The organism is Streptomyces sp. Y309, from assembly GCF_056712025.1.
In genome coordinates this window covers 4,216,488-4,231,207 of sequence record NZ_CM160048.1, presented here as the reverse complement: position 1 = coordinate 4,231,207, position 14,720 = coordinate 4,216,488, and the positions used below count along the sequence as shown (strand labels likewise).

14 protein-coding genes are annotated in these 14,720 nt (G+C 71.2%); 7 read left to right on the top strand and 7 right to left on the bottom strand.

What is annotated here, in order from left to right; translation table 11 throughout:
- Nucleotides 1-83 precede the first annotated feature (83 nt).
- Nucleotides 84-1,226 carry a DedA family protein gene (locus AC0KTA_RS16815; RefSeq protein ID WP_481055929.1) on the top strand — a complete coding sequence of 381 codons (1,143 nt, stop codon included), beginning with the start codon at nucleotides 84-86 and terminating at the stop codon, nucleotides 1,224-1,226.
- A gap of 38 nt (nucleotides 1,227-1,264) precedes the next feature.
- Here the strand turns inward: AC0KTA_RS16815 and AC0KTA_RS16810 are convergent, their stop codons facing one another.
- Together AC0KTA_RS16810 and AC0KTA_RS16805 are read right to left on the bottom strand one after the other, a co-directional pair.
- Nucleotides 1,265-2,923, bottom strand: a complete 1,659-nt coding sequence (locus AC0KTA_RS16810) for a threonine/serine exporter family protein (protein WP_481055928.1) — start codon at nucleotides 2,921-2,923, stop codon at nucleotides 1,265-1,267.
- A gap of 154 nt (nucleotides 2,924-3,077) precedes the next feature.
- Nucleotides 3,078-3,569, bottom strand: coding sequence for an inorganic diphosphatase (locus AC0KTA_RS16805; RefSeq protein WP_481056450.1), 492 nt, complete (start codon nucleotides 3,567-3,569; stop codon nucleotides 3,078-3,080).
- 85 nt (nucleotides 3,570-3,654) lie between these two features.
- Between AC0KTA_RS16805 and dacB the strand changes: the two genes are divergently transcribed.
- The 6 genes from dacB (at nucleotide 3,655) to folE (ending at nucleotide 11,302) form a co-directional block, all read left to right on the top strand.
- Nucleotides 3,655-5,169 carry a D-alanyl-D-alanine carboxypeptidase/D-alanyl-D-alanine endopeptidase gene (gene dacB / locus AC0KTA_RS16800; RefSeq protein ID WP_481055927.1) on the top strand — a complete coding sequence of 505 codons (1,515 nt, stop codon included), beginning with the start codon at nucleotides 3,655-3,657 and terminating at the stop codon, nucleotides 5,167-5,169.
- A gap of 109 nt (nucleotides 5,170-5,278) precedes the next feature.
- Entirely contained in the window at nucleotides 5,279-6,400 is a 1,122-nt protein-coding gene (locus AC0KTA_RS16795) for a zinc-dependent metalloprotease (protein ID WP_481055926.1), read from the top strand.
- 176 nt (nucleotides 6,401-6,576) lie between these two features.
- Entirely contained in the window at nucleotides 6,577-7,704 is a 1,128-nt protein-coding gene (gene tilS, locus AC0KTA_RS16790) for a tRNA lysidine(34) synthetase TilS (RefSeq protein ID WP_481055925.1), read from the top strand.
- 45 nt (nucleotides 7,705-7,749) lie between these two features.
- Nucleotides 7,750-8,310, top strand: coding sequence for a hypoxanthine phosphoribosyltransferase (gene hpt / locus AC0KTA_RS16785; protein WP_016643984.1), 561 nt, complete (start codon nucleotides 7,750-7,752; stop codon nucleotides 8,308-8,310).
- A 207-nt stretch (nucleotides 8,311-8,517) separates the two neighbouring features.
- Complete coding sequence (gene ftsH, locus AC0KTA_RS16780; protein ID WP_481055924.1) at nucleotides 8,518-10,572, top strand: ATP-dependent zinc metalloprotease FtsH; 2,055 nt, start codon at nucleotides 8,518-8,520, stop codon at nucleotides 10,570-10,572.
- Nucleotides 10,573-10,696: 124 nt separating this feature from the next.
- Entirely contained in the window at nucleotides 10,697-11,302 is a 606-nt protein-coding gene (gene folE, locus AC0KTA_RS16775; RefSeq protein WP_481055923.1) for a GTP cyclohydrolase I FolE, read from the top strand.
- A gap of 42 nt (nucleotides 11,303-11,344) precedes the next feature.
- Here the strand turns inward: folE and AC0KTA_RS16770 are convergent, their stop codons facing one another.
- The 5 genes from AC0KTA_RS16770 to folP all read right to left on the bottom strand — a co-directional run bounded on the left by AC0KTA_RS16770 (nucleotide 11,345) and on the right by folP (nucleotide 14,686).
- Entirely contained in the window at nucleotides 11,345-11,833 is a 489-nt protein-coding gene (locus tag AC0KTA_RS16770) for a DUF3180 domain-containing protein (protein WP_481055922.1), read from the bottom strand.
- A 121-nt stretch (nucleotides 11,834-11,954) separates the two neighbouring features.
- Nucleotides 11,955-12,551, bottom strand: a complete 597-nt coding sequence (folK, locus tag AC0KTA_RS16765; protein ID WP_481055921.1) for a 2-amino-4-hydroxy-6-hydroxymethyldihydropteridine diphosphokinase — start codon at nucleotides 12,549-12,551, stop codon at nucleotides 11,955-11,957.
- On the bottom strand, nucleotides 12,548-12,907 hold the full coding sequence (gene folB / locus AC0KTA_RS16760; RefSeq protein ID WP_481055920.1) for a dihydroneopterin aldolase: 360 nt from the start codon (nucleotides 12,905-12,907) through the stop codon (nucleotides 12,548-12,550). Before folB ends, folK begins: the two co-directional genes overlap by 4 nt.
- A 202-nt stretch (nucleotides 12,908-13,109) precedes the next feature.
- Entirely contained in the window at nucleotides 13,110-13,724 is a 615-nt protein-coding gene (locus AC0KTA_RS16755) for a nuclear transport factor 2 family protein (protein ID WP_481055919.1), read from the bottom strand.
- Nucleotides 13,721-14,686, bottom strand: coding sequence for a dihydropteroate synthase (gene folP, locus AC0KTA_RS16750; RefSeq protein WP_481055918.1), 966 nt, complete (start codon nucleotides 14,684-14,686; stop codon nucleotides 13,721-13,723). Before folP ends, AC0KTA_RS16755 begins: the two co-directional genes overlap by 4 nt.
- Between the last annotated feature and the right edge of the window lie 34 nt (nucleotides 14,687-14,720).

Sequence of the window (14,720 nt, the reverse complement as noted above, 5' to 3'; positions counted from 1 at the left end):
CGGCCGCTGTCATCACACCGCACGGCCCGCCCCCGAAGAGCCCCACCCGCCGCACTTCCTCACACCCACAGGAGCCCGGAACCGTGACGACGCTTGCGCTCGGACCAAGCTGGCTGGATCCGGACTACCTGCTGAACCAGTTCGGTCTCTGGGGCCTGCTGCTGATCGTCTTCGCCGAGTCGGGCCTGCTCATCGGCTTCTTCCTGCCCGGTGACTCGCTCCTGTTCACCACCGGCCTGCTGATCACGACGAACAAGCTGGACACCCCGCTGTGGCTGACCTGCGTCCTGATCTGCATCGCCGCGATCGCCGGTGACCAGGCCGGTTATCTCTTCGGCAAGAAGGTCGGCCCGTCGCTCTTCAACCGCCCGGACTCCAAGCTCTTCAAACAGGAGAACGTGGTCAAGGCCCACGAGTTCTTCGAGAAGCACGGCCCGAAGTCCCTGGTCCTGGCCCGCTTCGTGCCGATCGTGCGGACGTTCACGCCGATCATCGCGGGCGTCAGCGGCATGCGCTATCGCTCGTTCATCACGTTCAACATCCTCGGCGGCATCCTGTGGGGCGCGGGCGTCACGCTGCTCGGCGCCTGGCTCGGCAAGCACGAGTTCGTCCACAAGAACATCGAGGCGATCCTGATCCTGATCGTCCTCATCTCGGTGATCCCGATCATCGTCGAGTTCCTGCGGGCGCGGAGCAAGAGCAAGAAGGCGGCCGCCCAGGGCCCGGCCCAGGCCCAGGTCCAGGAGGACGGCCCGGCGGTCGGCGGCCAGCAGTTCCAGGCCCAGCAGCCCCAGTCCCCGTACGCGGGGCAGCAGGGCGGCCAGTACGGCCAGTACGGCGGCCAGGGCGACCAGCAGTACCAGCCCCAGCAGCCGCAGTACCCGGACCAGTACGCCCAGCACCCCCAGTACGGCGGGCAGGCGGACGGCCAGTACCAGGCCCAGCAGCCGCAGCAGCCCTACTACCAGGGCCAGTACCCCCAGCAGCCGCAGTACCCGGACCAGTACGCCCAGCAGCCGCAGTACGGCGGCCCGGCGGACGGCGGGCAGTACCAGGACCCGTACAACGGCCAGCAGTACCAAGGCCAGTACGACGGCCAGCAGCACCAAGGCCACTACGACGGCCAGTACGCCACCCCTGCAGACGGTCAGCAGTACCCGGACCAGCAGGCCCAGTACCCGGACGAGTACCCCCAGCAGGGCGGCCACCAGGCCAACAGGTACTAGGCCGACAGGTACCAGGCCGACAGGTACGGGAAGACGTCCTAGAAGCCGCGCGTCCGCTTGGCCGCGCGGCGCCCCTTCGGGCCCTCGGCCGCCCGCGGCGCCTTGAGGAACAGCCGGGACAGCTCGCCGCCCAGGTTCACGCCGATCGCGATGGCCAGGGCAAGCGCCGCCGCCTTGGAGAGCGAGGCGAGCCCGGGGTTCAGATTGTTCCGGGCGATCTCGAGCAGCCCGAAGTACGTCGCGCTACCGGGCAGCAGCGGCCCGATCGCGGCCGTCACGTACGGCAGCGCGGACGCGAACCGGTAGCGCGACAGGAGCTGCCCGAACAGGCCCACGAGCCCCGCCGCGACCGCCGTCGCGGCCACCGGCGAGATGCCGCCGGCCCGCGCGAGGGCACCGAACACCACCCAGGCGACACCGCCGTTCAGCGTCACCAGGAGCACGGTTGAACGTTCCTGCTGGAGCAGGATGGCGAAGGCCAGGCTCAGCGCCATGGACGCGAGGATCTGGATCCACGGCCGGTCGCTGGAGTGGATCGACGTCTCCGGGTTGAGGCCCGCGTCCAGCGTCACGCCCAGATAGAGCACTATCAGCACGCCGCAGACGATGCCGACGATCAGATACCCGACCTCCAGGAGCCGGGCCGCGGCGGTGATGTAGTAGCCGGTCAGTCCGTCCTGGACGCCCGCGACGAGCGCCCGCCCGGGGATCAGGGCGAACAGGCCACCGGTGATCACCGCGGACGCCTTCACGTCCGACAGGTCGAGCAGGCTGATCGCCACGCCCATCGCGGCGGGGGGCATCGCCGCCACCACGAACTGGTAGAACTCCGGCAGCCCGCGCCCCGCGCACAGCCACGCGAGCCGGTCGCCCAGCATCGCGCCGAGCGCGGCCGCCACGAACACCAGGACGTCACCGCCGACGAGCACCGACGCCGAACCGGCGAGCAGTCCGGCCGCGGCCGTCAGCGCCCAGCCCGGGTAGGGGTGCCGGTTGCGGCGGAGGTCGGCGAGGCGCCGGTAGGCCTCCTCCAGGGAGACGTCGACCTCTTCGGAGCTGATGTCGTCCACGAGCCGGTAGACGGCCGACAGGCGGGTGTAGTCCGTGCCCCGGCGGCGCACCGTCCGTGACGCCGTCACCGGGTCGTCGACCAGCGAGGGCTGGTACGAGATGGCGATCAGTGTGAACGTGACGTTCGGCTCGCAGCGGTCGAGGCCGTACGAGTGGGTGACGGCGAACATCGCCGCCTCCACGTCCTCGGCGCCCTCGCCGCCCGCGAGCAGCAGCTCGCCGATGCGCAGCGTCAGGTCCAGGACGCGCGGCACGGCGCGCCCCTCCTCCTCTTCGTGCTTCTGCGTCGGCTCCGGCGCCGGGCGCTCGGCCACCGGCGTGCGCAGGATCGTGCGCATCCGGTCCTGCCAGGGCGCCTCCTTGACCAGCCGGACCACGGGCACCCCGGTGGGCGGTGTGAAGGCGGGCGGCGGCTGCCGGGCGTCGTACGTCTCGGGCGGAGTGAACGCCGAGGACTCCGTGTCCTCGGGCGTCGGCGGGATCCTCAGGCCGGAGGGAATCGTGAACTCCGAAGAGGGGTGGTCCTCCTCGGGCGCGGGCGACTGGCCGACGCCGCCCACCGGAGCGAAGGCGCTGTGCGCCTCGTCCGACTGCGGTTTGCCTTCCTCCTCCGGTTCAGCCACCAATGCCCCGATCCTGTGTACGTACGTGTCGTGCGCACCCTACGTACGTCAGTATGCGCACGACGTACGCCGGTATGCGCAGGCGTTCGCGGCGCATACGCGGACGGGCCGCGTGCCCCTGGTGGGGGTCACGCGGCCCGTCGTCAGCGGCTCAGGTTCAGTGACCGCCCTGCGCCTCGGCACGCTTGTACGAGGCCTCGATCTCGGCCTCGGCCTCGGTGCGGCCGACCCAGTTGGCGCCCTCGACGGACTTGCCGGGCTCCAGGTCCTTGTAGACCTCGAAGAAGTGCTGGATCTCCAGGCGGTCGAACTCGGACACGTGGTGGATGTCGCGCAGGTGCGCCACACGCGGGTCCGAGGCGGGCACGCACAGCAGCTTGTCGTCGCCGCCGGCCTCGTCCGTCATCCGGAACATGCCGATCGCGCGGCACTTGATGAGGCAGCCAGGGAAGGTCGGCTCGTCAAGAATGACCAGTGCGTCCAGCGGGTCGCCGTCCTCGCCGAGGGTGTTCTCGACGAAGCCGTAGTCCGCCGGGTAGCTGGTGGACGTGAAGAGTCGACGGTCCAGGCGGATGCGGCCGGTCTCGTGGTCGACCTCGTACTTGTTCCGCGAACCCTTCGGAATCTCGATGGTGACGTCGAACTCCACGGGTGGCTCCTCCATGATCAGCACATACTTCGGGTGGTTAAGTGTCCCTCACGCAGATGTGTGATCGCGAAAGGGGCAGGTCGTCGTGGACGAGCGCAAGCCTGTGCAGCAGCTTCGGCGGCTGCTGCAGCTTCTGAGGCGGCTTGCCGTCAAGCCTCCCGCGAAACTCAGGACCTGGCAGCTCACGGCCGTCTCGGCCGCTGTCGGCCTCGTCGTCGCGGCCGTGGCGATCGCCGCGGCCGGCCCCTGGGACTCCTCGGGTCAGCGTACGGCGGAGCGGGAGCTGGCGGCTTCCCGGGAAGCCGGGGGTGGTGCAGATCACGCCGGTGGACCGGGGCGCGGGGCGCCGGACGTCGCGCCGAGCGCGCCCTCCGTGCTCGCCGGACTCGGCCGTTCCGCCCGCACCGCGCCGGAGTCCGGCGGCCCGCGGCTCGCGGACGTCCTGCGCCCCCTCATGGACGACAAGAAGCTCGGCCCCGAGCGGTCGGCGGTGGTCGTGGACGTGGCCACCGGCAAGCGGCTGTACGGCAAGGGGGCGCGGCAGCCGCTGACGCCCGCGTCGACCACGAAGATCGCCACGGCGGTCGCGGCCCTGTCGGCCCTCGGCCCCGACCACCGCCTCACCACGAAGACGGTCGTCGAGCCCGACTCCCGGAACGTCGTCCTCGTGGGCGGCGGCGACCCGACGCTGACCGCGCGCGGGGAGGGGCGGTACGTGGCCGGCTCGGCCAGCCTGCGCGAGCTCGCCGACGACACGGCGAAGGCCCTCAAGAAGCGCGGCGCCGACCAGGACGTCTCCCTCTCGTACGACACCTCGCGCTACTCGGGGCCGCCGCAGCACCCCATCGGGCCCAACGAGAACATCGCGCCCGTCAGCGCCCTCATGGCCGACGAGGGGCGCCTCGACGGCTCCTCCTCGGGGCCCGCGCCGCGCACCGCCGAGCCCGCGCGGGACGCGGCGCACAACTTCGCCAACCTGCTGCGCGAGCGCGGCATCGGGCTCAAGGCCGACCCGGCGCCCGGGCAGGCCCCCAAGGGCGCCGACGAGCTGGCGCGGACCCGGTCGGCGCCGCTGTCCGCCCTCGTCGAGCGGATGCTGACGCACAGCGACAACGACATCGCCGAGGCCCTCGCCCGCGAGACGGCGGTCGACGGGGGCGAGCCCGCCAGTTTCGCCGGGGCCTCCAGGGCGGTGCGGGCGCGCCTCGACAAGCTCGGACTGCCGCTGGACGGGGCCGTGTTCGCCGACGGCAGCGGGCTCGACCGGGATGACCGGCTCACCGCGAAGCTGCTCGCCGCGCTCCTGAAGCGGGCCTCAGGACCCGGGCGGCCCGAGCTGCGCTCCGTGGTGACCGGGCTGCCCGTGGCGGGCTTCACCGGGACCCTCGTCGACCGCTACCCGGACGCGTCCGTCGGCACGGGCGTCGTCCGCGCCAAGACCGGCACCCTTACGGGTGTCAACAGCCTCGCGGGCACCGTGGTCGACGCCGACGGCCGCCTCCTGGCCTTCGCCTTCATGACGACCGGCACGACGGACCCCCAGGGGGCACAGTCCACCCTGGACGCGATGGCTTCGGCACTGGCCGCGAGGGGCGCCTGACTCACGCGGGCACCCCGGCGCCCCGCCGGCCTCCGACGGCCCCGCCCGGCCGGACAACGGCGCCCCCAACCCCGTACGCAGGCGCAGCCGACCACGTACCGTTGACCGCATGACGAGCCTCGGTGGTGCGGAGATGGTCGACTGGAATCTCGCGGTGGCGACCGCGACCCGGCTCGTGCGGCCGGGCCCGGAGGTGAGCCGGGACGAGGCCCGCGCGGTCGTCGCGGAGCTGCGCCGGCACGCCAAGTCCTCGGAGGAGCACGTCCGTTCGTTCACGAGGATGGGCACGGAGGACACACACGACACCCCCGTGCTCGTCGTGGACCGCGCGGGCTGGGTGCGCGCGAATGTGGCGGGCTTCCGGGAGGTCCTGAAGCCGCTCCTGGAGAAGATGAAGGACCGGCGCGGCAGCGGCCCCGGCGGCGCCGTCCTCGGTGCGGTCGGCGGCAAGGTGACGGGCGTCGAGCTCGGCATGCTCCTGTCCTTCCTCGCCTCCCGCGTCCTCGGACAGTACGAGACCTTCGCCCCAGCGACCCGCGAGCTCCCGGCGGGCGCGAACGGCGGCGGCCGCCTCCTCCTCGTGGCCCCGAACATCGTCCACGTGGAGCGCGAACTGGACGTGGACCCGCACGACTTCAGGCTCTGGGTGTGCCTGCACGAGGAGACACACCGCACCCAGTTCTCGTCCGTGCCGTGGCTGCGCGACCACCTTGAGGGTGAGATCCAGTCCTTCCTCGGCGAGACGGACGTCGACCCGATGACGGTCCTCGAACGCATTCGGGAGGCGGCCCAGAGCCTGGCGGGCGGCCGCCCCGAGGGCGAGGACGACGACGGCGGCCGCTCCTTCGTGGAGCTGGTCCAGACCCCCGCCCAGCGCGACATCCTGGCCCGCCTGACCGCGGTGATGTCCCTGCTCGAAGGCCACGCGGACTTCGTGATGGACGGCGTAGGACCGGACGTCGTGCCGTCCGTCACCGAGATCCGCGAGAAGTTCAAGGAGCGCCGCCAGCGGGGCGCGAGCCGCCTGGACCAGGCGCTGCGCAAGCTGCTCGGCCTCGACGCCAAGCTTCGGCAGTACCGCGACGGCGAGCGCTTCGTGCGGGCAGTGGTGGAAGAGGTCGGCATGGACGGCTTCAACCGCGTGTGGACCTCTCCGAACACGCTTCCCACCAAGGCGGAGATCGCCAAACCGGCGGACTGGGTCGCGCGGGTGCACCGTAAGGCAGACTGAGCGAACAGATGCGGCCGACGGCAGGAGAACGCCCCCGCAATCACCCGTCCGAGGGACCGTGAGCCATGGGTAGGCGTGCAATGCTCGGGTAACGGCTCGGTTCTGTCACCATCGACACACTCTGAGTGACTGATCCGAGGCTCACCCCCCGAACTTCATGAAGGGAACCAACCGGAATGGGTCCCCATCCTGCGGTCGCGGCGATACGCCTGGCGGTCCGCCGCGTACTTCACGACGTACTGACCGACGTGGCCACCCGGCGCGAGCTCCCCCCGCCGCACGCCCCCCACACCCCCCAAGCCCCCGACGCCCCGGGCACCCCCCGCGCCCAGGGCACGCCGGGCACCCCCCACACCCCGGTCACCCCGCACCCCGCACACGAGCAGTCGCCGACGCCGCTCGTGCTCGTCGCGTGCTCCGGCGGCGCCGACTCCATGGCGCTCGCCTCCGCACTGGCCTTCGAGGCCCCGAAGCTCGGCATCCGCGCCGGCGCCGTGACCGTCGACCACGGTCTGCAGCCCGGCTCCGACCTGCGCGCGGCCGAGGTCGTGGCCCGCATGACCGCGCTCGGCCTCGACCCCATCGAGTCCCTCGTGGTGCACGTGGGCCGTGACGGCGGCCCGGAGGCCGCCGCCCGCGACGCGCGGTACGCCGCGCTGGACGAGGCGGCCGAGCGCCACGGCGCCGTCGCCGTCCTGCTCGGCCACACCCGCGACGACCAGGCCGAGACGGTCCTGCTCGGCCTCGCGCGCGGCTCGGGCATCCGCTCGCTGTCGGGCATGGCCGCGGTCTCGGGGGCCGACGGCCGTTACCGCCGCCCGTTCCTGCACCTGGACCGGCAGACCGCGCGCAAGGCCTGCATGGTCCAGTCCCTGCCGGTCTGGGACGACCCGCACAACACGGACCCGGCCTACACCCGTTCGCGACTGCGACACGAAGGCCTGCCCGCCCTGGAGAAGGCGCTCGGCAAGGGGGTCGTGGAAGCCCTCGCGCGCACCGCGCAGCTCTCCCGTGACGACGCCGACGCCCTGGACGCGTGGGCCGCTCAGGCCGAGGCCTCCGTGCGGGACGCCAAAGGGCTCCTGGAGTGCGCCAAGCTGTTCGCGCTGCCGCCCGCGGTGCGCCGCCGCATCGTGCGCCGCGCGGCCATCGAGGCGGGCGCGCCGGCCGGCGCGCTGTTCGCCCGGCACATCGAAGAGGTGGACCGGCTGATCACGGGCTGGCGCGGACAGGGGGCCATCAATCTCCCGGGCAAAGTCGTCGCACAGCGGCAGGGTGGCAGACTGGTCATCCGGCAAGGCTGACGCGGGACCGTTTTTCCCGACCGGCCGGTGGGACGACCGAAAGTGATGCGGGTGGACGCGAAAGACATGGGCACCGACCTTCAGTCGGTGCTCATCACCAAAGAAGAGATCGACGCGAAGCTGGCCGAGCTGGCCGCGAAGATCGACGCGGAGTACGCGGGCAAGGACCTGCTGATCGTCGGTGTGCTCAAGGGCGCCGTGATGGTCATGGCGGACCTGGCGCGCGCGCTGTCCACGCCGCTCACGATGGACTGGATGGCGGTGTCCTCGTACGGCGCCGGTACGCAGTCCTCCGGCGTGGTCCGCATCCTCAAGGACCTCGACACCGACATCAAGGGCCGGCACGTCCTCATCGTCGAGGACATCATCGACTCGGGCCTGACGCTGTCCTGGCTGCTCTCCAACCTCGGCTCGCGCGAGCCCGCCTCGCTGAAGGTGTGCACGCTGCTGCGCAAGCCCGAGGCGGCCAAGGTCGCGATCGACGTGGAATGGGTCGGCTTCGACATCCCGAACGAGTTCGTCGTCGGGTACGGCCTGGACTACGCGGAGAAGTACCGCAACCTGCCGTTCGTCGGCACGCTCGCCCCGCATGTGTACGGCGGCTGACGACTCGCACACGACGGCCCCGGGGGCATAAGACGCTCCTGAGCCGCCCGGGAACCCTCAGGCGTTTCCCGCCGTTGGAGCATGCGAAGGCGGGATTGCCAGCCGTCCCGTGCGGCTTCGGGTGACAATGCTGGGGTACCGTCCGAAGAACAGTCTTTATCAAACTCACTATGGCAGGAGGTACGGAGCGGCAATCGCTCCGTGTGGATGGACGTGAAGCGATACTTCCGTGGGCCAGTCATGTGGATCGTGCTGGCCGTCCTTGCCGTGGTCGTGTTGATGCAGGTCGTCGGTTCGTCCGGCGGCTACAAGACGGTGGACACCGGCCAGGTCGTGCAGGCCATCGATGACAACAAGGTCGAGTCGGCCAAGCTCACCACCGGTGACGATCACACCATCAAGGTGGAGCTCAAGGACGGTCAGAAGGTCAAGGGCAGCAGCAAGATCCAGGCGAGCTATATCGGCGACCAGGGCGTCGAGCTCGCCAAGACGCTGCAGGCCAAGTACGAGGACAAGCAGATCCCGGACGGTTACACCGTCTCCCCGTCGAAGCAGAACCCCTTCGTCGGCATCCTGCTGTCACTCCTCCCCTTCGTTCTCATCGTCGTCGTATTCCTGTTCCTGATGAATCAGATGCAGGGCGGCGGCAGCCGGGTCATGAACTTCGGCAAGTCCAAGGCGAAGCTCATCACCAAGGACACTCCGAAGACGACCTTCAGCGACGTCGCGGGTTCCGACGAAGCGGTCGAGGAACTCCACGAGATCAAGGAGTTCCTCCAGGAGCCGGCGAAGTTCCAGGCCGTCGGCGCCAAGATTCCCAAGGGCGTGCTGCTGTACGGCCCGCCCGGTACGGGCAAGACGCTCCTCGCGCGCGCCGTCGCGGGCGAGGCGGGCGTCCCGTTCTACTCGATCTCGGGTTCCGACTTCGTCGAGATGTTCGTCGGTGTCGGTGCGTCCCGAGTGCGTGACCTCTTCGAGCAGGCCAAGGCGAACGCCCCGGCGATCGTCTTCGTCGACGAGATCGACGCCGTCGGCCGCCACCGCGGTGCCGGCCTCGGCGGCGGTCACGACGAGCGCGAGCAGACGCTGAACCAGCTGCTCGTCGAGATGGACGGCTTCGACGTGAAGGGCGGCGTCATCCTGATCGCCGCCACCAACCGCCCCGACATCCTGGACCCGGCCCTCCTGCGCCCCGGCCGTTTCGACCGGCAGATCGCCGTCGACCGCCCGGACATGCAGGGCCGTCTGGAGATCCTCAAGGTTCACCAGAAGGGCAAGCCGGTCGCCCCGGACGTCGACTTGGGCGCGGTTGCCCGTCGTACGCCCGGCTTCACCGGCGCGGACCTGTCGAACGTGCTGAACGAGGCCGCGTTGCTCACCGCGCGCAGCAACCAGAAGCTGATCGACAACCACATGCTGGACGAGGCCATCGACCGCGTCGTGGCGGGCCCGCAGAAGCGGACCCGGATTATGTCCGACAAGGAGAAGAAGATCACCGCGTACCACGAGGGCGGACACGCCCTGGTCGCGGCGGCTTCCCCCAACTCGGACCCGGTCCACAAGATCACGATCTTGTCGCGCGGCCGCGCCCTCGGCTACACCATGGTCCTGCCGGACGAGGACAAGTACTCGACCACGCGCAACGAAATGCTCGACCAGCTGGCGTACATGCTGGGCGGGCGCGCGGCCGAGGAACTGGTCTTCCACGACCCGACCACCGGTGCCGCCAACGACATCGAGAAGGCCACGGCCACCGCCCGCGCGATGGTCACGCAGTACGGCATGACCGAGCGTCTGGGCGCGATCAAGTTCGGCGGCGACAACACCGAGCCGTTCCTCGGGCGCGAAATGGCGCACCAGCGGGACTACTCGGAAGAGGTCGCGGCGCTGGTCGACGAAGAGGTCAAGAAGCTCATCGAGACCGCGCACAACGAGGCCTGGGAGATCCTCGTCGAGAACCGAGACGTCCTCGACAACCTGGTCCTCCAGCTCCTCGAGAGGGAGACACTCGGCAAGGAGGAGATCGCGGAGATCTTCGCCCCGATCGTCAAGCGCCCGGCACGACCGGCCTGGACGGGCTCCACACGGCGTACGCCGTCGACGCGCCCGCCGGTCCTCTCGCCCAAGGAGCTGTCGCTGACGAACGGCGCGAACGGCGCCACCCCCGCGGTGGCCGCCGGCGCGACCGGTGCGGCGAGCACCACCGGCACGGGTGAGGCGAAGGGTCTCGAGGTGGCTCCGGAGGACCGCCCCGAGAGCTGAGCCGCACCCCGTCCCGGGCGTCTCACCAGGCCCGGAATGGATGCCGCGCCCCCCAGGTTCTAGCCTGGGGGGCGCGGCTGTTTTCGGCCGTTCGCATGACACAGGAACCAGGAACGAGGCACAGATGACCGACCCGGTGACGCTGGACGGCGAGGGCTCGATCGGCGAGTTCGACGAGAAGCGGGCCGAGAACGCCGTTCGGGAGCTGCTGATCGCGGTCGGCGAGGACCCGGACCGGGAGGGGCTCAAGGAGACGCCGGGCCGGGTCGCGCGTGCCTATCGGGAGATATTCGCCGGCCTGTGGCAGAAGGCCGAGGACGTCCTGACGACGACGTTCGACCTGGGCCACGACGAGATGGTCCTGGTCAAGGACATCGAGGTCATGAGCTCCTGCGAGCACCACCTGGTGCCCTTCGTCGGCGTCGCGCACGTCGGCTACATCCCGTCCCACGACGGCAAGATCACCGGCCTGTCGAAGCTCGCCCGGCTCGTGGACGTCTACGCCCGCCGCCCGCAGGTGCAGGAGCGGCTGACCACGCAGATCGCCGACTCCCTGATGGAGATACTGGAGCCGCGCGGAGTCATCGTGGTCGTCGAGTGCGAGCACATGTGCATGACGATGCGCGGCGTGCGCAAGCCCGGCGCGAAGACGATCACGTCCGCGGTGCGCGGGCAGCTGCGGGACCCGGCGACGCGCAACGAGGCGATGAGCCTGATCATGGCCCGCTGACGCGGGCGCCGAGGCTCACCCCGCTGACGCGGGCGCCGAGGCTCACGCGGCGGGTGCCGCCCCGCCGGGCTCGTCGTCGCCGTCCTCGGGCAACTTGCACACCCGCTCGAGGAAGAACGCCGCCGCTATCACGCCGATGCCCGCGAGCACCGAGAAGCCCGCGTAGTACGCCTGGTCGCGGCGGGCGGGGATGTCCAGGAACTCCAGCATGAACACGCCCACGCCGCCGTACATCCCGCAGACCAGGGCCGCGACCAGCGCGCTGGCCTGACCGAAGACGACCGCGCGGGCCGCCATCAGCGGCTCGACGCCCTTCGCCCCGGGCCGCCGCTCGCGCTGGGCGCGCAGCCGCGCCCGCAGGGAGATGGCCGTGGCCAGCAGGACCACGGCGATCAGTGCGAGCACGATGGGCGCGGCCAGCGGCACGCGCGGCAGTGTGCCCACGGAGTCCCACAGCCGGGCCCCCGCCCAGGACAGCACTCCGGCGACGGCGAAGAGGCCGGCCAGCACCCTCACGCGCAGTTGCTTCATTCCGGAGGTCGCCCCTTATGTTCCTGTCCGTGCTTGCGGGTGGGTCCTGGCCTGCTGTGTGGTCCCAGGGCCTGCTGTGTGGTCCCTGAGTCCGCTGTGTGGTCCCTGAGGACCCTAACGATTACTCGGGCAGCCGGAGTTCCAGGTCGGCGCGTGGCGCGACGCCCTCGCGGCTGACCTCGTCGAGCAGCCGCGCCACCGGTCCGTGACCCGCGAGCTGGGCCTCCGGCTCGACGTCGTGCCACGGGGCGAGCACGAAGGCCCGCTCGTGCGCGCGGGGGTGGGGGAGGGTGAGGACCGGGTCGTCGGAGACCACGTCGGCGTACGCGACGATGTCCACGTCGATCGTGCGGGGGCCCCAGCGCTCGTCACGCACCCGGTGGAAGGCCTCCTCGACCGCGTGCGCCCGCTCCAGGAGCGAGGACGGGGGGAGGGTGGTCTTCACGACCACGACGGCGTTGAAGTACGACGGCTGGGAGCCCGGCTCGACGCCCCAGGGCTCCGTCTCGTACACCGGAGAGACCGCTTTGACCCGCAGGCCGGGGGTGTCCTCCAGGGCGTCGACGGCGCCCTGGAGGGTCTCCAGGCGGTTGCCCAGGTTCGAACCGAGGGAGATCACGGCGCGCTTGGGGTTGGAGAGGGTCGTGTCGGCGGCGTCCACCTTTTCCACGACGGAGGCGGGCACCGGCTGGACGGTGGGGTCGCTATGGGGGGTCATACGCGGCTCCGGGTGATGGTGACGGTCACGTCGTCGAACGGGACGGTGATCGGGGCGTCCGGCTTGTGCACCGTGACCTCGACTTCCAGGACTCCGTCGTGCTTCAGGCAGGCCTGGGCGATGCGCTCGGAGAGCGTCTCGATGAGGTTCACCGGCTCGCCCTCGACGACGGACACGACCTCCTCCGCCACGATGCCGTAGTGCACGGTCTTCGCCAGGTCGTCGTCCGCCGCGGCCGCACGGGTGTCCAGGCCCAGGACCAGGTCCACGATGAAGGTCTGGCCCTCTTCGCGCTCCCGTGGGTACACACCGTGGTGCCCGCGGGCCTTCAGGCCACGCAGCGCGACACGATCCACGCGAATCACTCCTGACAGTCGTCGGACAGTTTTTCTGGGGACACCCCAGGCCCCGGCCAGGCCCTGCCGAGTGCGGTCGGCACACCGGCCACATTCGAATCTACCTGCGGGCACCGACAGTGTTCGCTCGCGGGGCCGCCGGACGGCGCGCCCGCGGAGGCTCGCGGGTGCCCCTACCCACTCGGTGGGAGCCCGCCACCACTCAGGAGGGTGTCTCGTCGTCCTCTTCGTCACCGGATTCGGCAAGCACGGGTGACGCGTGGTGCGACCACAGTTTCCAGCCGTCGGGTGTGCGCCGGAACACATTCGTGGCGACCACGAGCTGGCCCACCAGCGGTCCGAGCTCCTCGCTGTCCTCCGGCGCCGGGCCGCCGCTGAGGATGTTCTCCGTGCAGGTCACCAGGGCCGTGTCACCGGCCACGCTGACCTTGAGGTCGGTGAGGAAGAACTGGATGTACTCCGTGTTGGCCATGATCAGCGCGTACGACCTGAGGACCTCGCCGCGGCCGGTGAGCACCGGCCAGCCCGGGTGGACGCAGGAGATCGCGGGGCCGTCCGACCCGGCGCCGGAGTCCGTCTCGTCCCGGCGCCCGGTGTCCGTGTCGGGGACCGGTATCGGGATGATCGCGGCCGTCTCCGGGCCCGGGCCGACGTCGCCGCCCATGTCGGGGGTTCCGGAGTACGTCTCCGCGTCGGCGAGGTCCGTGGCGTCCAGCCACAGGTCGGACACGGCGTCGAAGTCACCGCGCTCCAGCGCTTCGTAGAAGGCGGTGTTGGCGAGTTCCACCTGCTCGACGTCCGTCCGCGCGCGCGTCACTGAGCGCCCGCCTCCCCGGCGGCACCCGGGCCGCCCGCCGCGTCAGCCCCGGCTCCGGCGCCCGGGATGTCGGCCCCGGCTCCCGCCGCGCCGCCCCGCGCTCCCGCCGCGTCCGTCACCGCCTGTGCCACCCGCACCGCGTCGGCCGTGGCCCGGACCTCGTGCACCCGCACCGCCCAGGCGCCCTGGTGCGCGGCCAGCGCGGACACCGCGGCCGTCGCCGCGTCGCGCTCCCGCGCGGGCGGCGGGGCGCCCTCGGGGCCCGCCAGGACGCGGCCCAGGAACCGCTTGCGGGACGCGGCCACCAGGACGGGCCGGCCGAGCGCGAGCAGGCGGTCCAGGTGGGCCAGGAGCGCCAGGTCGTGCTCGGCGTCCTTGGAGAAGCCGAGGCCCGGGTCCACGACGATCCGCTCCGGGGCGATGCCCCCGGCGATGGCGGCCTCCACGCGCGCGTGGAGCTCGTCGACGACTTCGGAGACCACGTCTTCGTACGAAGGCCGGACGTTGATGTCGGTCAGGAAGCCGCGCCAGTGCATGACCACGAACGGCGCCTGCGCGGCCGCGACCGCCGGGACCATGTCCGGGTCGGCGAGGCCTCCGGAGACGTCGTTCACGAGGACCGCGCCCGCCGCGAGGGCCTGCTGGGCGACCCGGGCCCGCATGGTGTCCACGGACACCGTGACGCCCTCGGCGGCCAGGCCCCGTACGACGGGGATGACGCGCCGCAGCTCTTCGTCCTCGTCCACGCGCGGGGCACCGGGGCGGGTCGACTCGCCGCCCACGTCGACCAGGTCGGCGCCCTGGGCAACCAGATCGATGCCGTGCTTGACGGCGGCCGTGGTGTCGAACCAGCGGCCGCCGTCGGAGAAGGAGTCGGGGGTGACGTTCACGACCCCCATGACCGCACAGCGGTCCCACTGAGGCAGACCCTCGACGCTTCCCCGCCCGCGCAACGTACTCATGTCTCAAGCCTAGGCCCCGCGCGGGCAGCGGTTG